Raw genomic sequence first — 20,846 nt, 5'->3', positions numbered from 1 at the left:
GAAAATGGGGATTTTGAGATTTCATGCAGTGGGAAAAAGAGCGATCGCCAAATTATAAATCATCAAAATTACTGTAAATTCTGTGAATCCTGTAATCCTGGATATCCTGATTTTGACCATTTGATCACATTTATATCACTGCTAAATTTTCAATGCTTTTTCTGCTTGGAAATGCAGCAACAACCCATATTCCAAACCTTCTACTACAGCTTGATAAGAAGCTTCTAAAATATTAGCAGAAACTCCGATAGTTGTCCAGCGTTGTTGACCATTTCCCGACTCAACCAAAGCGCGTGTTTTTGCAGATGTTCCTCTATTTCCGTTGAGTATTCTTACCTTATAATCAGTCAATTCAAAATCGGCAATTTGTGGATAAAAATTCATCAAAGCTTTGCGTAAAGCAGCATCCAAAGCTGCAACAGGACCATTACCTTCTGCTGCTTCCAGAATATTTTGACCATTCACAGCTACTTTAATTGTAGCTAAAGAATTGGTGCTTTTTTTCCCTTCCACCAAATCACAATTAACATGAAAACCTTGAACTTCAAAAAACTCCTGTCTTAGTCCTAAAGCTGTATACATTAATAGAGCAAAACTAGCTTCCGCAGCTTCAAATTGATAACCTTCACTTTCCAAGTCTTTCATGCGTTGAAGAATGTGTTTAGTTTGGGGATCGTTTTTATCTAATTCTATTCCCAAAGTTCGAGCTTTAGCTAAAACATTGCTTAAACCAGACTGTTCAGAAATGACAATGCGACGACGATTTCCTACCTGTTCAGGTGTAATATGTTCATAAGTTAAAGGATTACGTTCCACCGCAGAAACATGAATCCCTCCTTTGTGAGCAAAAGCTGAACGTCCTACATAGGGTGCATGATCATCAGGTGCGAGATTGACAACTTCACTAACAAAACGACTGGTTTCTGTAAGTTGATGTAGCTGGTGTTCACTGATACAGCTATAACCAAGTTTTAGCTGTAAATTAGGAATCAGAGAACACAGGTTAGCATTACCGCAGCGTTCACCATAACCATTTATAGTCCCTTGTACCATTTTTGCACCTGCCATCACTGCTGCTATAGCATTAGCAACTGCCATTTCCGAATCATTATGAGTATGTATTCCTATGTGGGGGATTGGTGATTGGTGATTGGTGATTGGTGATTGGGTAAGAGTTTTTTCTGTATTTCCTATTTCCCTGACGACAACTGAGACAATTTGAGAAACTTCATGGGGTAAAGTTCCGCCATTGGTATCACATAAAACTAACCATTCCGCCCCTGCTTTTGCTGCTGTTTTGATTGTTTGTAAAGCATAATGAGGATTTTGCTTATAACCATCAAACCAATGTTCAGCATCATAAATTACACGCCGTCCTTGAGAGATTAAATACTCAATCGTGTCGCGGATCATGGCTAAATTTTCATCCAGACTGGTCTTGAGTCCTTCTATAACGTGCAAATCCCAAGATTTTCCAAAAATTGTCACCCAGCGTGTACCAGCCGCCAAAATCGCTTGTAACATGGGTTCATCACTGGCTTGGGTATGAGGACGACGGGTGGAACAGAAGGGAACTATTTCCGCTTGTTTGAGGGGGTTTTCTTGGAGTTGCCAGAAAAACTGGACATCTTTAGGATTCGCCCCTGGCCAACCACCTTCAATAAATGGTATACCTAGTTGATCTAGTCTGTGGGCAATGCGTAATTTATCTTCTATAGACACTGATAAACCTTCCCGTTGAGTACCATCACGGAGAGTAGTGTCATATAACGAAATTTGAGGAGAGGTAGTTTTGCTCATAAGTTGTGATTGGTGATTGGTGATTGGTAATTGGTAATTGGTGATTGGTAATTGGTGATTGGTAATTGGTAAATTTATTTCTGTCACCTGTCACCTGTCACCTGTCACCTGTCACCTGCTGTAATTTAGTTTGGTAATTTAAATATGCCGAAAGTTGTAGCTCAAGGTAAATTAATTGAGTGTGAAAACAAAGCCAATTTAAGAAAAGTGCTGCTAAAAAATGGTGTTGACCTCCATAACGGTGGTTCTCAGGTAATAAACTGTCGGGGTATTGGCAGTTGTGGTACTTGTGCGGTTAAGGTAGAAGGCGAAGTGTCCGCAGCAAATTGGCGTGATCGAACGCGGCGATCGCTTCCTCCCCATTCTCTTACATCTGATTTGCGTTTAGCTTGTCAAACTCAGGTTTTAGGAGATGTGAAAGTTACAAAATTTGATGGTTTTTGGGGTCAAGGTTCTCAGATAGTTTGGACACCAGAAGGTTAAAAAGGAGACAAAACAAGATGGGTAGATGGACTCCCTTAATTTTAATGGCTGGAGGCGTGGCAATTTTACTAGGTACGTTACTTGGTATTAATTTTCCGATGGGTGGACAACAAACTGCTAATGTTCCTCCTGGAAGGAGAGAGTCTAGTGTCTTGCCAGCCAATATTAATGTTAATAGCACTGCCAGTAGGGATGATTCAACCGCTGCTAACAGAAATAACACTGAAACCTCCAACACTAACAGAAATGATTTTTCTGATGATACTCGCCGCACCAGTGTAGCTCAAAGTAATGCCAATACTACGCCTACAGGTTCTGGTGATAGTACACAAGGCTCAAATAATACTGATACTGATACTTCTACTTCTGCAACAGATACTAGCTCAAATTCAGGTACTATCGATCAAGATAAACAACCTATTCGCGCTTTATGGTAATGGGGATTGGTGATTGGTGACTGGGGACTGGGGACTGGGGACTGGGTAAAAACAACTATCAACTATCAACTATCACCAATCACCAATTAATAATCCTGATAGGTTATTAGTTATGTACTAATGACTAATAACTATTGACTGATGACTAGCGACGTTTTAATTATTGGTGGTGGCATTATCGGGTTGGCTTGCGCTGTTGAGTTAAAGTTGCGGGATGCAAATGTTACTGTCGTTTGCCGTGATTTTACTGCCGCAGCCAGCCATGCAGCCGCAGGAATGTTAGCCCCTGATGCGGAAAATATCGCCGATGCTGCTATGCTTGATTTGTGTCGGCGATCGCTCTCTTTATATCCTGACTGGATTAGTAAATTAGAAGAGTTAACAGCCAAAAAAGATTTAAACAATACAGGTTATTGGCCTTGTGGCATCCTCGCCCCAGTATATCAGGAGGCAGGGGAGAAAAAGGAATTTATTCCCAATCACCAATCACCAGCTTATTGGTTAGATAAAGCAGCTATTCATGAATATCAACCGGGGTTAGGCGCTGATGTGGTTGGTGGTTGGTGGTATCCTGAAAATGGCCAGGTTGATAATCAAACTTTGGTGAAGGTGTTGCGGACTGCGGCTGAGTCTTTGGGTGTATCATTCAAAGATGGTGTGACAGTTGAGGCGATCGCCCAGCAACAAGGGCAAGTTATCGGTATCCAAACTAACATAGGTTTTCTTAGGGCTGACCATTATCTTTTAGCTGCTGGTGCTTGGTCTAATCAATTATTACCTTTAACAGTGCATCCCCGCAAAGGTCAAATGTTGCGGTTGCGAGTACCGGAATTTGTGACAGAATTACCTTTAACAAGGGTTTTATTTGGTAAAAATATTTACATTGTTCCTCGTCGTAACCGTTCTATTGTTTTAGGTGCTACCAGTGAAAATGTCGGTTTTACTCCCGATAACACACCAGCAGGTATTCAAAGTTTACTGGAAGCTGCAACCCGTCTTTATCCCCAATTAGCAGATTATCCCATCCAAGAAATGTGGTGGGGTTTTCGTCCTGCTACTTCCGATGAATTACCGATTTTAGGCGAAAGTCATTGTAGCAATTTAACTTTGGCTACTGGTCATTATCGCAATGGAATTTTACTTGCACCAGTCACAGCAAATTTAATTGCAGATGTGATTTTGTCACAAACAACCGATCCGCTTTTAACTCATTTCCATTATTCCCGCTTTCAAAATACACCCGTTCCCACTCAGTCATCTACTACAACATCCATGCTTACCCATCCTGCTAATTTCACTAACGGACATAGTAAAAATTTATCTATTCAACCTGCGGAATTTAACTTACAAGATTCAGGTTTAGTTATTGCTGGCAAAACCTTTCAATCTCGCTTGATGACAGGAACAGGAAAGTATCGCAGTATTGAAGAAATGCAGAAAAGTGTTGCTGCTAGTGGTTGTCAAATTGTTACCGTTGCTGTCAGAAGGGTACAAACTAACGCCCCTGGACATGAAGGTTTGGCAGAAGCTTTAGATTGGGGTAAAATTTGGATGTTGCCTAATACTGCTGGTTGTCAAACTGCGGAAGAAGCGATCCGGGTGGCACGGTTAGGACGGGAAATGGCGAAGTTATTAGGACAGGAAGATAATAATTTTGTCAAGTTAGAAGTTATACCTGATGCTAAATATTTGTTGCCTGATCCCATTGGTACTTTGCACGCGGCGGAACAGTTGGTAAAAGAAGGTTTTGCGGTATTGCCTTATATTAATGCTGATCCCATGTTAGCAAAGCGATTAGAAGAAGTTGGTTGTGCCACTGTGATGCCTTTAGCTGCGCCTATTGGTTCAGGACAAGGGTTGAAAACTACCGCCAATATTCAGATTATTATTGAAAATGCCAAAGTGCCGGTGGTGGTAGATGCGGGTATTGGTGCGCCTTCAGAAGCTGCACAAGCGATGGAATTGGGTGCGGATGCGTTGTTAATTAATAGTGCGATCGCCCTAGCTGAGAATGCACCTACAATGGCTTATGCAATGGGTTTAGCAACTGTAGCCGGTCGCATAGCTTATTTAGCGGGAAGAATGCCAATTAAAAACTATGCTAGTGCGAGTTCACCTTTAACGGGAACTATTACTGCTTAAGTTGGTATTACTCCCTTCCCGGTGTAAGATTAACTATCTTCTTCTCTTCTTCCTTCGTCTCCTTCGTGTCTTCGTGGTTCATTTAATCGGTATTCTTGTGGTAGGAAGGGAGTAGATATTTGGAGATGTAGAGACGTTGCATAAAACGTCTTTACAAAGCTTTCATATCAATCCCAAATGATGGCAGAATATTAGCCATTAGTTTCTAATTTCATCCGAACTTGAATCATTTTAGAGGCGCGATCCAGTAGGGGCGAAGCATTCGGGTGATAACTCATCGCTGAAACCATTGATATTTTGTCAGAATGCTTCGCCCTGATGATTAATGCAATAAATCGATCTTCTAGAATAATTTTTTCTATACAACCTCATCTAAAAATAGTATAATATTAAGTGATTTATTGATATCAAACCCCTGAAAAAATAGCCAACAAAAATCAATTATGAAAAATCTCTGGAATGATCAAGAAGCAGCCCAATATCAAGGAGAATTAGAACTGCGAGTATATACATCTCGTCTCTTAGGAAAAAATCCTGCTTTAGTTTTACATGGAGGAGGAAATACTTCTGTCAAAATCAAAGAAAAAAACCTAGTAGGAGAAATAGAAGAAATCCTTTATGTAAAAGGTAGTGGTTGGGACTTAGCAACCATAGAAAAAGAAGGTTTTGCTCCCGTGAGAATGTCTCATTTATTAAAATTAGCTAAACTACCAGCTTTATCTGATCCTCAGATGGTAAATGAGCTAAAAACTCAAATGACCATTGCTACAGCCCCTTCGCCTTCAGTGGAAACAATTCTCCACGCTATCTTACCCTACAAATATGTAGATCATACCCATGCAGATGCCATTGTCACTATTACCAACACTCCCAACGGTTGCCAAAGAATTAAAGAAATTTATGGTGATAAAGTTGTCATAATTCCCTATATTATGCCAGGGTTTGATTTAGCCAGAATTTGTGGCGAAAAATTCCCACTAGAAGCAGGAGAAAACACCATCGGCATGGTTTTGATGAATCATGGTATTTTCTCCTTTGGAAACACTGCTCAAGAGTCTTATGAAAGAATGATTTCACTGGTAAGTGAAGCCGAAGAATATTTACAGAAAAATCAAGCCTATTCTCCTGCTCCCAGTGGTGTGATTGCAGAAAAATCTTTAGCTCCTACTTTAGCAAAATTACGTCATAGACTATCAACAAAAGCAGGTTTTCCGGTGATTTTATCCAGTCATCGAGAATCTAAATATATTGCTTTTGCTAGACGAGAAGATATTGCTGTTATTTCTCAACAAGGTCCGGCTACACCAGATCATGTAATTCGTACTAAACGCCTGCCTTTAATTGGTCAAGATATCGAAGCTTATAGTCAAGCTTATCAAGACTATTTTAAAACCTATTCCAGTCCTGAACATACCATATTAGATACCATTCCCAGAGTAATCCTTGATCCAGAATTAGGACTATGTACAATTGGCAAGGATATTAAAGCAGCAAATATTGTTGCCGACATCTATGATCATACCATTGATATCATCGAAACTGCCACCAATTTAGACCAATATAAAGCTTTATCAGCCAAAGATATTTTTCAAGTAGAATATTGGGATTTGGAGCAAGCAAAATTAAAAAAATCAGGAAAAGAACCCCCTTTTACTGGAGAAATTGCCTTAGTTACAGGAGCAGCTTCTGGAATTGGTAAAGCCTGTGTAGAATCTCTTCTAAAAAGAGGGGCTGCGGTTGTGGGTTTAGATATTAATTCTCAGATTGAAACCCTTTATAAACGTCCTAATTTTTTAGGAATCACCTGTGATGTAACCGATGAAAATGCAATTACTCAAACTCTAGAAACAGCTATTGGTAAATTTGGCGGTTTAGACATCTTAATTCTGAATGCTGGCATCTTTCCTCGTGGTTGTCATATTAAAGATTTATCAACCCAGGAATGGCGTAAGGTAATGGATATCAATTTGGATGCTAACTTAATTTTAATGAGAGAAAGTCATTCCTATTTAAAATTAGCACCTAAAGGCGGTAGAGTAGTCATAATTGGCTCGAAAAATGTCTATGCACCTGGAGTTGGTGCAGCAGCATATTCGGCTTCTAAAGCTGCGTTAAATCAATTAACAAGAGTTGCTGCTTTAGAATGGAGTCAAGATAAAATTCGCATTAATTCTGTACATCCAAATGCAGTTTTTGATACGGGAATTTGGACAGAAGAAGTATTAAATTCTCGTGCTGCTGCTTATGGTTTAACGGTAGAAGAATATAAAACTAATAATCTGCTGCAAGTTGAAATCACTAGCCATGACGTAGCCGAATTAGCTGCGGAAATGTGTGGTAGTTTATTCATGAAAACAACTGCTGCTAATATTCCCATTGATGGAGGGAATGAAAGAGTGATTTAGTGATTGAGGATTGATATCGGATTACCATAGTAGGAGGAGGAGACAGGAGGTAAAAATGTGGGCTGTATTTGATTTTTGCAGAAAATTAGATATTCTAGTTTGTCTCAAAACTTCCACCCTGTCTTCCATGCCCAAATTTGAAAGTCTAATTATTAGCAAAAGATACGGGCGTATGACAATAAGCCCGCATTCTTTTTTCAGCCAATGGGAGTTTGCATCTATGTTTAAATCAAAATGATGGGTTATTAACCCACTCTACAAAACTACACATTCAATGGTTGTCTAGTATTCACAGGCTGATAATGTCCATTACTTTCCACTGGTACAGGTTTGACCATCTCTTTCCCTGTAATTAATCTTGCGCCACGATTGCGGGTAAAATAATTCCAAACCCATTGAATCATGACTACTAATTTGTTATCAAATTCAATCAGGAAGTAGATGTGAATAAATAACCAGAAAAACCAAGCTAGGAAACCTTTAAGTTTTATAAACCCTAAGTCCACAACGGCGGCGTGTTGCCCAATCATTGCTAAACTGCCTCTATCCACATAGTTAAATTGGGGTAGGTTTTCACCTTTGATGCGTTTTTGTACGAGCTTGGCTACATATTCCCCTTCTTGCATGGCTACTGGCGCAACTCCAGGTAGGGGTTTTCCGTTTTGATGGGCAAAATTCGCTAAGTCTCCCACTACAAAAATATTAGAGTGTCCTTTAATACTGAGGTCTGGTTCAACTATCACACGACCAGCGCGATCGCATTCTGCCCCAGTCTTGTCCATTAACACTTTACCCATTGCGGAAGCTTTGACACCAGCCGCCCACAATACGGTTTTGGAAGCAATAGTTTTTACTTCGTCACCTTGCTTAATTGTAACAATATCATTTTCAATATTAGTTACCAGGGTTTTGGTTTGCACATCTACACCCAAAGCTTCTAAAGATGCTTGCGCTTCTTGGGATAATTCCGGTGCGAAGGGAGGGAGAACTCTGTCTAAACCTTCTAGCAATAAAACTTTAGTTTCTGAGGTGTCAATGTTGCGGAAGTCTTCTTTGAGGGTTTGGGTGGCTAATTCGGCGATCGCCCCCGCTAATTCTACCCCAGTTGGACCACCACCCACAATTACAAAAGTTAACAAAGCCCGACGTTTAGCAGGATCGCTTTCTTTTTCCGCTGCTTCAAACGCCATAAAAATCCGCCGACGCATTTCAATGGCATCTTCTACGGTTTTTAAACCCGGTGCAAACTCTTCCCAGTTATCCTTGCCAAAATAAGAGTGCTTCGCACCTGTAGCGACAATCAAAGTATCATAGGGTACGGTTTCACCACCCACTATCACCTTTTGTTCTATGGTGTCAATATCATTCACCTCACCCAGCAAAACAGTGGTATTTTTGCTCTTGCTGAGAACAGAACGCAAGGGAGAAGAAATATCTGCTGGAGACAAAGCACCAGTAGCTACTTGGTACAACAGAGGTTGAAACAGGTGAAAATTCCGTTTATCTATCAGCGTCACGTTGACATTAGCTTTAGCTAGTGCTTTAGCCGCATATAGTCCACCAAAGCCACCACCAACGATAACTACCTGATGAGGTGGTTTTCTATCATGTAAATCAACCATAAGAATTGTTTCCTTGTATTACTGATGCTGTAACTATTCTTAACATTTTTGTATCAAAGTTGTCACAAATTTTTCTGTCTATTTGGAACTTCTGACAAAAAAGGGAAAGTAGTGGAGGTGACTGGTGACTGGTGACTGGGGACTGGGGACTGGGGACTGGGGACTGGGGACTGGGGACTGGGGACTGGGGACTGGGTAAGATTATTTTCCCAATCACCAATCACCAATCACCAGTCACCAATCTGCGGTACAATCATAAATCTGCCAATTTCTTAACAACCTTTGTGAACAGGAGATGCTTCTATGGCGCGTATGTATTATGATGAAGATGCTAATTTAGACCTTTTAGCGGGAAAAACCGTTGCTATTATTGGTTACGGTTCTCAAGGTCACGCCCACGCGCTAAATTTAAAAGATAGTGGTGTAAATGTAATTGTAGGTCTATATCCTGGCAGTAAGTCAATTGCAAAAGCTGAAGCGGCTGGTTTAACAGTAAAAAACGTTGCTGATGCTGCTAAAGCTGCTGACTTGATCATGATTTTATTACCTGATGAAGTTCAGAAAACTATTTACACAAATGAAATAGCACCTAATTTAGAAGCAGGAAATATCTTAGCGTTTGCACACGGTTTTAATATCCACTTTGGGCAAGTTGTACCCCCTGCGGATGTTGATGTAATCATGGTTGCACCTAAAGGACCTGGCCATTTAGTACGTCGTACTTATGAGCAAGGACAAGGAGTACCAGCGTTATTTGCAGTATATCAAGATGCTACAGGTAAAGCACGCGATCGCGCAATGGCTTATGCTAAAGGTATTGGTGGTACACGCGCAGGTGTTTTAGAAACCACATTCCGCGAAGAAACCGAAACCGACTTATTTGGTGAACAAGCTGTATTGTGTGGTGGTTTAAGTGCTTTAATTAAAGCCGGTTTTGAAACCTTAATTGAAGCAGGTTATCAACCAGAATTAGCATATTTTGAATGTCTGCATGAAGTTAAACTCATCGTTGACTTAGTAGTTGAAGGTGGTTTGGCAACCATGCGCGATAGTATTTCTAATACTGCGGAATATGGTGACTATACCCGTGGTCCCCGCGTTGTTACTGCTCAAACCAAAGCAGAAATGAAGAAGATTTTAAGTGAAATTCAATCTGGACAATTTGCGCGGGAATTTGTATTAGAAAACCAAGCAGGTAAACCCGGTTTCACCGCTATGCGTCGTCAAGAAGCTGAACATCCTATTGAGGAAGTTGGTAAAGATTTACGCGCTATGTTTAGCTGGTTGAAGAAAGCTTAATTCTTGGTAGTTAAAGAGGTAATTGGTGGTTTTTTAATTACCAATAACCTCTGACAACTATGTTTTTTATTAAATAAACTACATTATAAAAATCAAATTATAAAAAATTTAAAAGACAATTATTTTTTTGAGTTTTTCCATGTTTAAATAATTGAGGTAATAATTAGCAGTTATCGAAATATGCACCAAAAATCAGCCGCATTAAAGTTTGTGATTTTACTTGGTTTTGTAAGTCTTTGTGCTGATGCAACCTATGAAGGAGCGCGGAGTATTACAGGAGCTTATTTAGAAGTTCTAGGCGCGAATGGAACTATAGTTGGTTTAGTTGCAGGTTTCGGGGAATTAATAGGTTATGGTTTCCGTTTAGTGATTGGTTATCTTAGTGATAAAACAGGTAAATATTGGGGAATTACAACTTTAGGTTTCATTTTAAATACCGCCGTTGTCCCATTTTTAGCCCTAGCTGGAAGATGGGAAGTAGCTGCCGGTTTAATGATGGCTGAACGCACAGGTAAAGCAGTACGTACCCCCCCCAGAGATGCCTTACTTTCGCATGGTGTAAGTCAAATTGGTAGCGGTTTTGGCTTTGGTTTGCATGAAGCAATGGATCAAACTGGTGCGGTTTTAGGACCCTTAGCTGTAGCCGCAATGGTTTATTTTTTGGGAGAATATCGCCAAGGTTTTAAAATTTTAGTAGTACCTGCAATATTGGGATTAATTGTATTATTAATACTCCAGAAATTATATCCTAACCCCAGTGATTTTGAAGAAGAAAAAATACTTGATCAAGGTGATAAATTACCGCGAATATTTTGGATTTACTTGGGTGCTGTAGCCGTTATTGCGGCTGGTTATGCAGATTTTCCCCTCATCGCTTTTCATTTCCAAAAAGGAGAAATAGCCACTGGGCAAACCATTCCTTTATTTTACGCTTGGGCAATGGGAGTTGATGCTGTAGCTGCTCTGATATTTGGATATTTGTTTGATCGTATCGGGATTTCTATGCTGATTGTTGCAGCTTTATTTTCCTCCCTATTTGCACCTTTAGTATTTTTTGGAGATATGCGGTTTGCCCTTTTAGGAATGGCATTTTGGGGTATTGGCATGGGAGCGCAAGAATCAATTCTCAAAGCAGCAATAGCAAAAATTGTCCCTAAAAATAAACGCGCAACAGCTTACGGAATTTTTAGTACAGGCTATGGTTTAGCTTGGTTTTTAGGTAGTGCTTTCATGGGAATTTTGTATGATCACTCTATTACTTTCTTAGTGGTTTTTTCTTCCCTAACTCAACTTTTAGCAATTCCTTTCTTTACCTGGGTACAATTAAAAGCTAACAATTTTTCTGCTCCTTCTCCAGAAGTTCAGGTAGGTGAATAAATAAAGCTGAATTTCTTTCTTGTTTTCTTTTTCTTGTTCCCAGTCTCAGACTGGGAATACAATTTAAGAGTCTCTGACTCTAGTTAAATAAACAAGGTAGAACCTTGTTAAATTCATTCCCATACAGAGTATGGGTACGAGAAAAAATGGGAGCATACTTATTATTTACTCAGTCTCTCTCCTGAGACTAGCTGATTACTGATTACTGATAGCTGAATGCTAACAATTAACTCAACCGTTTTCTTAACCACAAAGCTAACAAAGGTAAAGCTAAACGATAACCTTGTTCAGCACTGTAAATTAAACCTTTGTGTTGTAACCCAGTTAAAGCACCTTGCAAACTTCCACCTCTAGAAAGTCCATGTTTTTGGATATATTCTTTACTCTGTGGTTTATCTGTCGGATCAACTGCTAAACATTCTAAAAGATGTATTTGACTTGCAGGTAATAACATCAATAAAGATTCATAAGTTATAGATAAATCTTTGAGCATTCCTTCAATTACTTGCTGTACTTTTTGCTCAGTAATTAAACCTTGATCATGTTCTAAACTTAATAACCTGCGAATTAATACCATCGCATCACCAATGTTTCCCTGCACCGCATCTAAAAATACTTGTAATCCTTGGGAATGGGGATCAAATTTGAGATTTTCTGTATGTAAAATCTCTCGCGCCCACAATGCTAAAACATCTTTAGATAAAGGTGCTAATTCCATTGTTTCTATAGAATAAATACTATCATCTTGATGATGGCTAGTTTCTGCAATTGTCGCCAATAAAACGTAACTTACATGAGGATGGTTTTTAACTTCTTGTCTAAATGTTGATTCCCATAAACCATTGCGATCCCAAGAACGAATATGGGGAAAACTTTGTAAAATCAATACTACTCTCTGGTTTAAATCATTAGCCATTATTTGTAATAATTCAATTAGGCTAGTAAATGCTTGCCAGAGTTGTTTTTGATTTAAAGAATGTAATAATTTAAGTTTACTTTCACTATTAAAAATAAAAAACTCACTCTCTTTTTTTTCCACCCAAGATTTAATTTTCTTTGCTTGCCAATTTTGACTAATTGCTTCTAGTAATAATTGCAAAAATCTTTCACCATCTGTAGCACGAATACAGTCTATTTCTAAGACTACCGCACCCACTTCCTGCGCTGCAACTTTAACTAAAGTTCTTCTACCGCTTCCAGGTACTCCTGTAATTAATAAATCTTCATCTTTTGCAAGTATGTCTATAATACGCTGAAATTCTTTAGAGCGTCCAATTAATTGTAATGAAGTGGATAAATCAAAATTCACGGGTTTGTTTGCGGGTTGTATGTTTGGTGTTATTAAAGAAAACATAAATCATTAGGTGTTGTTATGATTATTATAATAATTATTTAGTGTTCTGCTGTAATTAGCACCTACTTTTAGTGCTATTAATAATGTAACACTTTCAGAAACAAAAATTTCCGATTTCAAACAGCAACTTTTCCCTCAATCCAATAATACACATTTATATATTATTAAATAGGTGATGTCTATGATAGAAGCGTTTGTACTGATAACAATACTATTCGGGTTTTTTGGAATTATTCTCAAGAAAAACCTGGTAATGAAGATAGTTTCAATGGATGTCATGAGTACGGGGGTGATTGCTTTTTATGTATTTATTGCCTCAAAAACGGGTTTATTTACTCCCATTATTTCCAACGTCAAAAAAGCTGGATATGCTGATCCTGTTCCCCAAGCAGTGATATTAACAGCGATAGTAATTGGGTTTTCAATTCAAGCTTTAATGTTAGTAGGTGTAATGAAATTAGCTAAAGACAATCCCACTTTAGAAAGTAGTGAAATCGAGAAAAATAATACACCGCAGATCATCAAATATGAACATAAAAATTAAATTAACTCAAATTAATTCAAATTAATTCAAATTAATTCAAATTAAATCTAAATTTAAAACCATGAATAACATAACCATGAATACGATCACAATTGCTTGGGTAGGTATCCCGTTTTTTCTGGGGTTCATGATTTTTTTAGTACCCCAACTTAACAGACATTTGACTTTTTTAGGAACTTTAATTACTGCTGCTTATGGTGTGCAGTTGTTGATAGAAAAGCCTGAAATTAAGCTCAATTTACTTGATAGTTTTGGTGTGACTTTAGAAGCAGATCAGTTAAGTGGTTATTTTATTTTAACTAATGCTTTAGTGACTGCTGCGGTAGCTTTATATTGTTGGCAAAGTGATAAAAATGCTTTTTTCTATGCCCAAACTTTGCTAGTGCATGGTAGTTTAAATGCTGCCTTTATCTGTGCAGATTTTATTAGCTTATATGTAGCTTTAGAAGTTAGTGGTATTGCAGCTTTTTTATTGGTAGCATATCCCCGGAGCGATCGCTCAATTTGGGTAGGTTTACGCTATCTATTTGTCAGCAATATCTCAATGTTATTTTATCTAGTTGGTGCTGTCTTAGTTTATCAAAATAATCTCTCTTTTAGTTTTGCAGGTTTAAAAAATGCCCCACCGGAAGCAGTAGCATTAATCTTTTTAGGAATGTTAGTCAAAGCTGGGATTTTTGTTTCTGGGTTATGGCTACCTTTAACCCATTCTGAATCAGAAACTCCTGTTTCTGCGCTGCTTTCAGGTGTAGTAGTTAAAGCTAGTGTTTTACCTTTATTAAGATGTGCTGCGGTTTCTCCAGAACTTAATAATATCGTCGTTATTTTGGGCGTGGGGACAGCTTTTATGGGTTTATCCTACGCCATCTTTGAAAAAGATACCAAGCGTCTGTTAGCATTTAGCACTATTTCCCAGTTAGGTTGGATACTGGCTGCACCAGCGGTAGGTGGTTTTTATGCCCTAACTCATGGACTGGCAAAATCATCTTTATTTTTGACTGCTGGTTCCTTACCCAGTCGCAATTTTAAAGAACTGGGAAATAAACCTATTAATACTAACATTTGGATTGTTTTAGTTATCGCTAGTTTATCAATTTCTGGTTTTCCTTTGTTGTCAGGTTTTGAAGCTAAGGTGTTAACCATGAAAAATTTAGCATCTTGGCAGTTTATAGCCATGAATATTGCCGCAGTTGGCACAGCAATAGCTTTTTCTAAATTCATCTTTTTATCCCATAATAAAGACGATGAACAAACAGCAAAACCCGGTTTTTGGTTAGCAGTCATATTCTTACTTACTGGTTTAGTTGTGGGCAATATTGCCTATCTGAAAGCTTATAACATTGCCGATATTATCAAAGCAATTATCAGCATTGCTATTGGTTGGTTAGCATATCATCTGATTTTCAAGAAATTAGCAATATATGTACCCCGTGTACTTGAAGAATTTGAACATTTAGTAGGTGTGATGAGTTTAACTATAATCTTCTTGTTTTGGATGGTCTTATCATGATTGGACATTTGATATTAAGATTAACCATTTGGTTTTTATTAACGGCTGATTTTAGTACAACTAACATTATTATTGGGGTAATTATTGCCCTAATTTTACCCAGAGGTTACACATCACGGGCAAAATTAACCGAATGGGTAAAGGTTTTAGGGGAAGTAGTGGTAGCGGTTCTTGTGGCTTTTAAAGAAGCGTTTGAAATTATCATTAATCCCCATCATCATGAGGAAATTATCAGGGAAAAAGTGAAACATAAACATTCTTCATTATTGGTGTTTATGGATATATTTTTGATTACTTTTACCCCGAAAACTATTGTTTTAAACCATGATGAAGAGGGATTTTACGAAGTTCATCATATTAAACCAGGAAGGAAATAATTATGAATTTAGAAATAGTCTTGTTAGGGATGATAGCAGCTTTATTAATTCCTATTTATGAAGCGTGGAAAACAGAGAATACTTGGCAGTTAATGTTGGCTTTGGGGAGTATTTCTAGTAAAGTATCTATCATGATTTTAGTGATTTCTGTGGCAAGAGATGATTGGATGATCGGGGTAGTAGGAGCGATTATGTTGAGTGTGGGAAATGCTGGATTTATGTTATTAGCACAGATTTTAAGAAGGTTAAATGAAGCATGAATAGTAATTAGTTATCAGCTTTCAGTAATCAGATTTCACGAGTTTTAATAAAAGAGGAAAATGAGGAAAGTTAAATGCAAAATTTTGTGAGTATTATCAGTTATACCTGTATAGGTATAGGGTTATTTTTCTGGTTTTGGGGTACTTCTCATTTAGTTAGCAATAAATCAGTATTATTCAAATTACATGGACTTTCTGTGGCTGATACTTTGGGTTCAATGCTGATGATTGTGGGAATTTTAATGAAAATACCTAGTAAATGGCCATTGTTAGTTTTAGGTATTATTTCCTTGGCGATTTGGAATACAATGTTGGGTTATGTAATCGCCTATTGTTCAACTCATGATACAACTATAGAGGCAGAAAATGAATGATTCTTATTTATATATAATTATTGCTTTGTTACCTTTAACTGCGGGTTTATTGATAACTCAAGTTAACCCTTATCATGCGTTAATTTTGCGTGGTGTTTTAGGTGCGATCGCTGCGTTAGTAGATGCGGTTTTAGGTGCAGCAGATGTAGCTTTAACAGAAGCATTAATGGGAACAATGTTATCTGTTGCTTTATATGCGATCGCTGTACGTTCTTCTTTAGTTTTACGTTTGGGGGTCATTGAAAATGAATCAATCTCAGAAAATCTGATCAGTGATTTTCGTAGCATTTTTAATAAACATTATATGCGGTTGGAACTTGTACCTTACAACAGCTACCAATGTTTACAAACAGCATTACAGGAAAAGGAAGTCCATGCTACCTGTGCGCCAGTATTAGCGAGTGATGAATGTGAGCAAAATTATCAAACAGAAATCCGAGTAAAACGGATTTATCAAATTGTTGAAAGTGAACTGTCATCACCTAACACAGTTATCAATTATGTTGATTTTGCAGCATCTGAGGAGAAACATTAATGAAAATGAAATGGCTTTATATTTTAGCAGGAATAGCATTATTTATCAAAATGTTATTGATGCCTGATATCACATCTAATTTAGGGAATATTTCCCAAGTGATTTCAGATATGTCTATTACAGAAAAAGTAGTGAATGAAAGTGGTGTTGTGAATGCGGTATCAGGAATCATATTTAGAAATCGCCTTTATGATACAATTTTTGAAGTAATTGTCTTTACCATTGCCATTTTAGGATGCAATTATTTATTAGCCAATGAAAATCCATCTTGTACAATTTATCAATTTAAAGATCGATCATCAGTTATTTTAGCTCGGTTAGGGGCGACAATTGCAGCGTTAGTAGGAATAGAATTAGCAATTAGAGGACATTTGAGTCCTGGAGGTGGTTTTGCTGCGGGTGTAGCGGGTGGAACAGCAATAGGTTTAATTGCAATTACTTCATCCTATCAATGGATGCAGGATATCTATAAACGCTATCATGCAGCTATTTGGGAGAAGGTGTCAGTATTGGTTTTTATTGTTTTATCTGTGATCACTTTATCAGGATTAGAGTTACCACACGGGGAGTTAGGAACACTTTTTAGTGGGGGAATTTTGCCGATATTAAATATTATTGTGGCGGTGAAAGTGGCATTAGGTTCTTGGGCGGCGGTGTTGATTTTTATTCGTTATCGGGGTTTGTTGTAATTTGGTGATTGGTGATTGGTGATTGGTGATTGGTGATTGGTGATTGGTGATTGGGTAATAATTACAAATTACGAATTGCGAATTACGAATTACGAATTACGAATTACAAATTACGAATTACGAATTACGAATTACAAAATGCTCTTGCAATTTTGCCACCATTTCTGCCCGTGCAGAAACCCCCAATTTCTTAAACATTCTTTTCAATGCTTGTTTCACAGTATTTTGGGTAATCCAAAGTTTAGCCGCAATTTCTCCATTTGTTAAACCTTGGGCGACTAAAGCCGCAATTTCTAATTCCCTAGCTGTGAGGGGACATTCAACAGCAGGTTTAGCGGTTTTCAACTTAGCCCTAATAGTAGCAATTTTGGCTGATAAATGAATACATAAAGCACTTAAATCAGCCAAGTCATTATTATTAAAAGGAGGACTACCGGGGTCACGGGCAAAATTGATAGTTCCCACTAAGCGACCATCACAAACTATCGGTCCAGTCATCACGTGTTCATGACGGGTGCAAAAATTTTTCCAATCTTCTGGTGATAAAATTAATTGTTCATGGGTGGGTGCATGACGTTCTAAAACATAACTACCCACTGGGTTAGCTTCCAAGCAAACCGCAGGAATTTCTGGAATTTCTATTGATGTTAATAACTCGTTATCGAGAAAAGAAATACCCCAATGTTGCACGCCAAAATGCACGCCGATGGTATCCATCAGAGCTTGTTGTAATTCTTGCTCATTTTCAACATGGGCGATCGCTTCAAAAATGGCGTGGAGTGTTTTAGTCATAAGAGTACCCAGTTGGGGACTATGCGAACTGCAATAATTACCCCTATCCTAATATCATCAACGATAAAAAGCTATTATTCAATCGTAGCCAGAGGACAAGCATCATGACAGTTACTCAAATCTCTGCCCAAGAACTTTTCCGGGCTGCTTATGAAAACCGTTATACTTGGGATCAAAACTTCCCCGGTTACACCGCAGATATCACTTATAAATATGATGGTCAGGAGTTCACTGGCAAAATTCGTATTGACGGAAATCTCAAATGGGAAGTTACAGAAGTAGAAAACGAAGCAGCAAAAAAAGCAATTGATAGCCAAACTTGGGAAATTGCTGTTCACCGTGTGCGTCGCACTTTTGAACAAACCCACGGCGAAAATACTTTTATTTATGGCGAAACTGATGAAACCGGCGCTGTGGAAATTTTTGTAGGCGGAAAATCAGCCGGTGATAAATATAAAGTTCGCAATGATGTAGTTACCCTTGTTCATCGTCATATTCATGGAGTTGTTGTGACTATTAACACTTTCAGCGTTCACGAAACCGGGGCAGGATATCTATCTCACACATACAATTCTGTATATCATGACCCCAAAACTGGAGTTCAAAAAGGTGGTCGGAGCGAGTTCACAGACGAATATGAAAAAGTAGGCAATTACTACGTTCTTTCTCGTCGGGAAATTCGCACTGAAACCGAAGGAAATATCTCAATTCAAGAGTTTATTTTCGGTAATCTTGAATTGTTAGGTTAGGGTTTTTTGAATATTTAGATAAATCACAATTTATCTGATTCATCTCGTTCCCAGTCTCAGACTGGGAATGCTATTATATAGGTTCTACCTATATAAATAGAAGACAGAGTCTTCTTTAATTCATTCCTATACAGAGTATAGAAACAAGTAAACGCAGATAAAGAAGGATAAAGAAGGATAAAGAAGGATAAAGAAGGATAAATTTAAAATCAATTAATCAACTTGTGAATATTATCCTCCCAATTTGCACCATCAAAAGGAACAATTTCAAAATTACCCATCACATCCCCATCTAAACATCGCACATTCACATCAATACAGTCAGGGTGACTACGGGGAATATAAAAAGAATGAATCCCACAAACGTTACAAAATTTATGTTTAGCAACACCCGTATTAAATTGATAAGTTGTTAAAACATCCTCACCTTGGAACAAAGTAAACTTATCTTTCTTCACAATTAAATGTAAAAATCCCTTTTTGCGACAAATTGAACAATTACAATCATCAACTTTGTGTTGATCAACCACTACCTGAAAACGTACTGCACCACAGTGACAACCACCTTCATAAGTGACAGTTTTATTAATATTTGTCCTCATCATTTATCACCCCCAAAAAATTGATTTTTATTTATTTTTTATCTGCGTTTAATCAAGATACTTATATAGCAACCCCACAAAAACCCCAGGAATTTCCAAATGTGGTAAAATGCCAGTATCAGCTATAGCTTGAAAATCCCTAATTGCACCTTTATTTAAACTTGCTAACCTCCTACCCAAATTAATATTAGTAAACTGCGCTTCCTCACCCCAGAAAAACACAGTTGGAACTTGCAACTGTTGAATATACAAACTCAAATCAAAATACAAATCACCCTTTAAAAATGCTAAAGCGGAATATTTAGCATTGGGTTTTTGTGCAGAAGTTAAATATGCTTCTACTATTTCTTGTGTTAATCTTTTCGGGTTAGCAAAGAGAAAACTTTGCAAAAAATTATTCACAGCAACTTCATTTTCTGCACCCAAACCATAAATTAAATTATCCAAAAAAGGTGTATTAATCACCGAAAGCGGCAATCTTCTTCCTGCACCTTGTCCAAAATCATCAAACCCCGAAGGTGAAACTAAATACAATGCTTTAAATATTTCCGGTTGAGAAATAGCAAGACGAATAATAAAAGCAGCAGTTAAAGAAGACGCAACCACCGTCACAGGTTGATGACAAGTTTGGTGAATAAATTCACTAATGGTAGTCAAATAATCTGGAATTTGATAATCTTTAACTGGATGATCTGACTCTCCCCAACCAATTAAATCAGGTGATAAAATACGATATTCATTAGCAAAAGCTGGATAAACTTTAGACCATTCAAAAGCAGATGCACCACCACCAAAATTATGTAAAAATAACAAAGGTGGTAATTTTTCAACTGCTTCTATATTGCAAGGTTCACTCATTTGGGTATAATAAACCATATTACCCAAAGATGTTTTAATGAATTTCTGACCAAAACCAGGAGGTTGAAATTTCAGCATATAATATATAAGTTATGAATTAGGAATATTATCTTTATTTAAATGTACAATTTGATTGAGATTATCACCACTAATATTATAAGCTGCTCCAAAACCAATCACAAAACGTCCTTGGGTGGGAGTGAGTTGAAAAATTCTAAAGTCAGCTAAACCACGTAATACTTCAATAATTTCTCCAAACCGTGCTTGAAATTGATCAACAATTTGATTCCATTGATCAGTTTCTCTTTCAATCAAAGTAGCTGTACAATCAAAATTCAAGCGACGACGGGCAAAAATATTAGGAGTTTTAGCTTCATCTTCAATAAATAAAACACTCACATAAGGATGAGATTGAATATTAACAGTATGGGTGGATAAACCACTCACATAAATATAAATGTTTTTAAATTCATCCATGACAAAAGGAGTATAACTCGCGTTGGGGATTCCTTTTTCGTTTGCTGTACTAATCATAATACTGGCAACTTCTTGAGGAAATTGCTCATACTCTGCTTGGATTTTTGCCAATTGACTCATAACCCATAAATCCATAATTAGCTGTTAGTATATTATTATA

General features: G+C 37.6%; 22 protein-coding genes. 14 read left to right on the top strand and 8 right to left on the bottom strand.

Translation table 11 applies throughout. The features are described 5' to 3' along the window. Positions 1 to 141 precede the first annotated feature (141 nt). Positions 142 to 1,800 (bottom strand): citramalate synthase, encoded by a 1,659-nt coding sequence (gene cimA, locus H6F45_RS02655; RefSeq protein WP_190346462.1) that lies wholly within the window; start codon positions 1,798 to 1,800, stop codon positions 142 to 144. A 144-nt stretch (positions 1,801 to 1,944) separates the two neighbouring features. Here cimA and H6F45_RS02650 point away from each other — a divergent pair, with 144 nt between their 5' ends. The 4 genes from H6F45_RS02650 (at position 1,945) to H6F45_RS02635 (ending at position 7,267) form a co-directional block, all read left to right on the top strand. Continuing rightward, entirely contained in the window at positions 1,945 to 2,283 is a 339-nt protein-coding gene (locus H6F45_RS02650) for a 2Fe-2S iron-sulfur cluster-binding protein (RefSeq protein WP_190346390.1), read from the top strand. A gap of 17 nt (positions 2,284 to 2,300) precedes the next feature. Then, positions 2,301 to 2,720, top strand: a complete 420-nt coding sequence (locus H6F45_RS02645) for a hypothetical protein (protein WP_096565228.1) — start codon at positions 2,301 to 2,303, stop codon at positions 2,718 to 2,720. A 141-nt stretch (positions 2,721 to 2,861) separates the two neighbouring features. Next, positions 2,862 to 4,862: a glycine oxidase ThiO gene (thiO, locus tag H6F45_RS02640; protein WP_190346389.1), complete on the top strand. Its 2,001-nt coding sequence runs from the start codon at positions 2,862 to 2,864 to the stop codon at positions 4,860 to 4,862. A 443-nt stretch (positions 4,863 to 5,305) separates the two neighbouring features. Beyond that, complete coding sequence (locus tag H6F45_RS02635; protein ID WP_190346388.1) at positions 5,306 to 7,267, top strand: bifunctional aldolase/short-chain dehydrogenase; 1,962 nt, start codon at positions 5,306 to 5,308, stop codon at positions 7,265 to 7,267. A gap of 263 nt (positions 7,268 to 7,530) precedes the next feature. Here the strand turns inward: H6F45_RS02635 and H6F45_RS02630 are convergent, their stop codons facing one another. Beyond that, positions 7,531 to 8,889, bottom strand: coding sequence for an NAD(P)/FAD-dependent oxidoreductase (locus H6F45_RS02630; protein WP_137667249.1), 1,359 nt, complete (start codon positions 8,887 to 8,889; stop codon positions 7,531 to 7,533). Further along, entirely contained in the window at positions 8,882 to 9,109 is a 228-nt protein-coding gene (locus H6F45_RS02625; protein WP_190346387.1) for a hypothetical protein, read from the bottom strand. Before H6F45_RS02625 ends, H6F45_RS02630 begins: the two co-directional genes overlap by 8 nt. An 83-nt stretch (positions 9,110 to 9,192) precedes the next feature. Here H6F45_RS02625 and ilvC point away from each other — a divergent pair, with 83 nt between their 5' ends. Then, positions 9,193 to 10,188 carry a ketol-acid reductoisomerase gene (gene ilvC / locus H6F45_RS02620; RefSeq protein ID WP_096565236.1) on the top strand — a complete coding sequence of 332 codons (996 nt, stop codon included), beginning with the start codon at positions 9,193 to 9,195 and terminating at the stop codon, positions 10,186 to 10,188. A 180-nt stretch (positions 10,189 to 10,368) separates the two neighbouring features. Continuing rightward, entirely contained in the window at positions 10,369 to 11,565 is a 1,197-nt protein-coding gene (locus tag H6F45_RS02615) for an MFS transporter (protein ID WP_190346386.1), read from the top strand. Between the two features lie 226 nt (positions 11,566 to 11,791). On the opposite strand, the gene H6F45_RS02610 is transcribed toward H6F45_RS02615, so the two are convergent. Continuing rightward, the gene (locus H6F45_RS02610) at positions 11,792 to 12,919 is read right to left on the bottom strand and encodes an ATP-binding protein (protein ID WP_190346385.1); all 1,128 of its coding nucleotides are present in this window, start codon (positions 12,917 to 12,919) and stop codon (positions 11,792 to 11,794) included. Positions 12,920 to 13,100: 181 nt separating this feature from the next. On the opposite strand from H6F45_RS02610, the gene H6F45_RS02605 reads away from it, so the two are divergent. The 7 genes from H6F45_RS02605 (at position 13,101) to H6F45_RS02575 (ending at position 17,208) form a co-directional block, all read left to right on the top strand. After that, the gene (locus H6F45_RS02605) at positions 13,101 to 13,463 is read left to right on the top strand and encodes a cation:proton antiporter subunit C (RefSeq protein WP_096572539.1); all 363 of its coding nucleotides are present in this window, start codon (positions 13,101 to 13,103) and stop codon (positions 13,461 to 13,463) included. Between the two features lie 76 nt (positions 13,464 to 13,539). After that, positions 13,540 to 14,973 (top strand): cation:proton antiporter, encoded by a 1,434-nt coding sequence (locus H6F45_RS02600; RefSeq protein WP_190346384.1) that lies wholly within the window; start codon positions 13,540 to 13,542, stop codon positions 14,971 to 14,973. Beyond that, positions 14,970 to 15,350, top strand: coding sequence for a Na+/H+ antiporter subunit E (locus H6F45_RS02595; RefSeq protein WP_137667241.1), 381 nt, complete (start codon positions 14,970 to 14,972; stop codon positions 15,348 to 15,350). Before H6F45_RS02600 ends, H6F45_RS02595 begins: the two co-directional genes overlap by 4 nt. A gap of 2 nt (positions 15,351 to 15,352) precedes the next feature. Further along, positions 15,353 to 15,610, top strand: coding sequence for a hypothetical protein (locus H6F45_RS02590; RefSeq protein WP_137667240.1), 258 nt, complete (start codon positions 15,353 to 15,355; stop codon positions 15,608 to 15,610). A 74-nt stretch (positions 15,611 to 15,684) separates the two neighbouring features. Further along, positions 15,685 to 15,984 carry a monovalent cation/H(+) antiporter subunit G gene (locus H6F45_RS02585; protein WP_137667239.1) on the top strand — a complete coding sequence of 100 codons (300 nt, stop codon included), beginning with the start codon at positions 15,685 to 15,687 and terminating at the stop codon, positions 15,982 to 15,984. Next, positions 15,977 to 16,519 carry a DUF4040 domain-containing protein gene (locus tag H6F45_RS02580; RefSeq protein ID WP_137667238.1) on the top strand — a complete coding sequence of 181 codons (543 nt, stop codon included), beginning with the start codon at positions 15,977 to 15,979 and terminating at the stop codon, positions 16,517 to 16,519. The genes H6F45_RS02585 and H6F45_RS02580 overlap by 8 nt, the downstream gene beginning before the upstream one ends. 5 nt (positions 16,520 to 16,524) lie before the next feature. After that, entirely contained in the window at positions 16,525 to 17,208 is a 684-nt protein-coding gene (locus H6F45_RS02575) for a Na(+)/H(+) antiporter subunit B (RefSeq protein WP_137667254.1), read from the top strand. 117 nt (positions 17,209 to 17,325) lie between these two features. Here H6F45_RS02575 and H6F45_RS02570 read toward each other — a convergent pair whose 3' ends face one another. Beyond that, positions 17,326 to 18,000 carry a LuxR C-terminal-related transcriptional regulator gene (locus H6F45_RS02570; RefSeq protein WP_190346383.1) on the bottom strand — a complete coding sequence of 225 codons (675 nt, stop codon included), beginning with the start codon at positions 17,998 to 18,000 and terminating at the stop codon, positions 17,326 to 17,328. A 104-nt stretch (positions 18,001 to 18,104) separates the two neighbouring features. On the opposite strand from H6F45_RS02570, the gene H6F45_RS02565 reads away from it, so the two are divergent. Further along, positions 18,105 to 18,749 (top strand): DUF3386 domain-containing protein, encoded by a 645-nt coding sequence (locus H6F45_RS02565; protein WP_137667234.1) that lies wholly within the window; start codon positions 18,105 to 18,107, stop codon positions 18,747 to 18,749. A gap of 209 nt (positions 18,750 to 18,958) precedes the next feature. Here the strand turns inward: H6F45_RS02565 and H6F45_RS02560 are convergent, their stop codons facing one another. From H6F45_RS02560 to H6F45_RS02550, 3 genes are read right to left on the bottom strand one after another with little or no spacing between them, the layout of a single operon-like run. Next, entirely contained in the window at positions 18,959 to 19,351 is a 393-nt protein-coding gene (locus H6F45_RS02560) for a GFA family protein (RefSeq protein ID WP_190346461.1), read from the bottom strand. Between the two features lie 48 nt (positions 19,352 to 19,399). After that, positions 19,400 to 20,287 carry an alpha/beta hydrolase gene (locus H6F45_RS02555; protein WP_137668902.1) on the bottom strand — a complete coding sequence of 296 codons (888 nt, stop codon included), beginning with the start codon at positions 20,285 to 20,287 and terminating at the stop codon, positions 19,400 to 19,402. A 12-nt stretch (positions 20,288 to 20,299) separates the two neighbouring features. Beyond that, the gene (locus H6F45_RS02550; RefSeq protein WP_190346382.1) at positions 20,300 to 20,806 is read right to left on the bottom strand and encodes a pyridoxamine 5'-phosphate oxidase family protein; all 507 of its coding nucleotides are present in this window, start codon (positions 20,804 to 20,806) and stop codon (positions 20,300 to 20,302) included. Between the last annotated feature and the right edge of the window lie 40 nt (positions 20,807 to 20,846).

This window comes from Sphaerospermopsis sp. FACHB-1194 (assembly GCF_014696235.1).
GTDB classification, from domain to species: Bacteria; Cyanobacteriota; Cyanobacteriia; order Cyanobacteriales; family Nostocaceae; genus Sphaerospermopsis; species Sphaerospermopsis kisseleviana.
The sequence above is the reverse complement of the archived record's forward strand: the minus strand, read 5'-3'. Positions and strand labels throughout refer to the sequence as shown.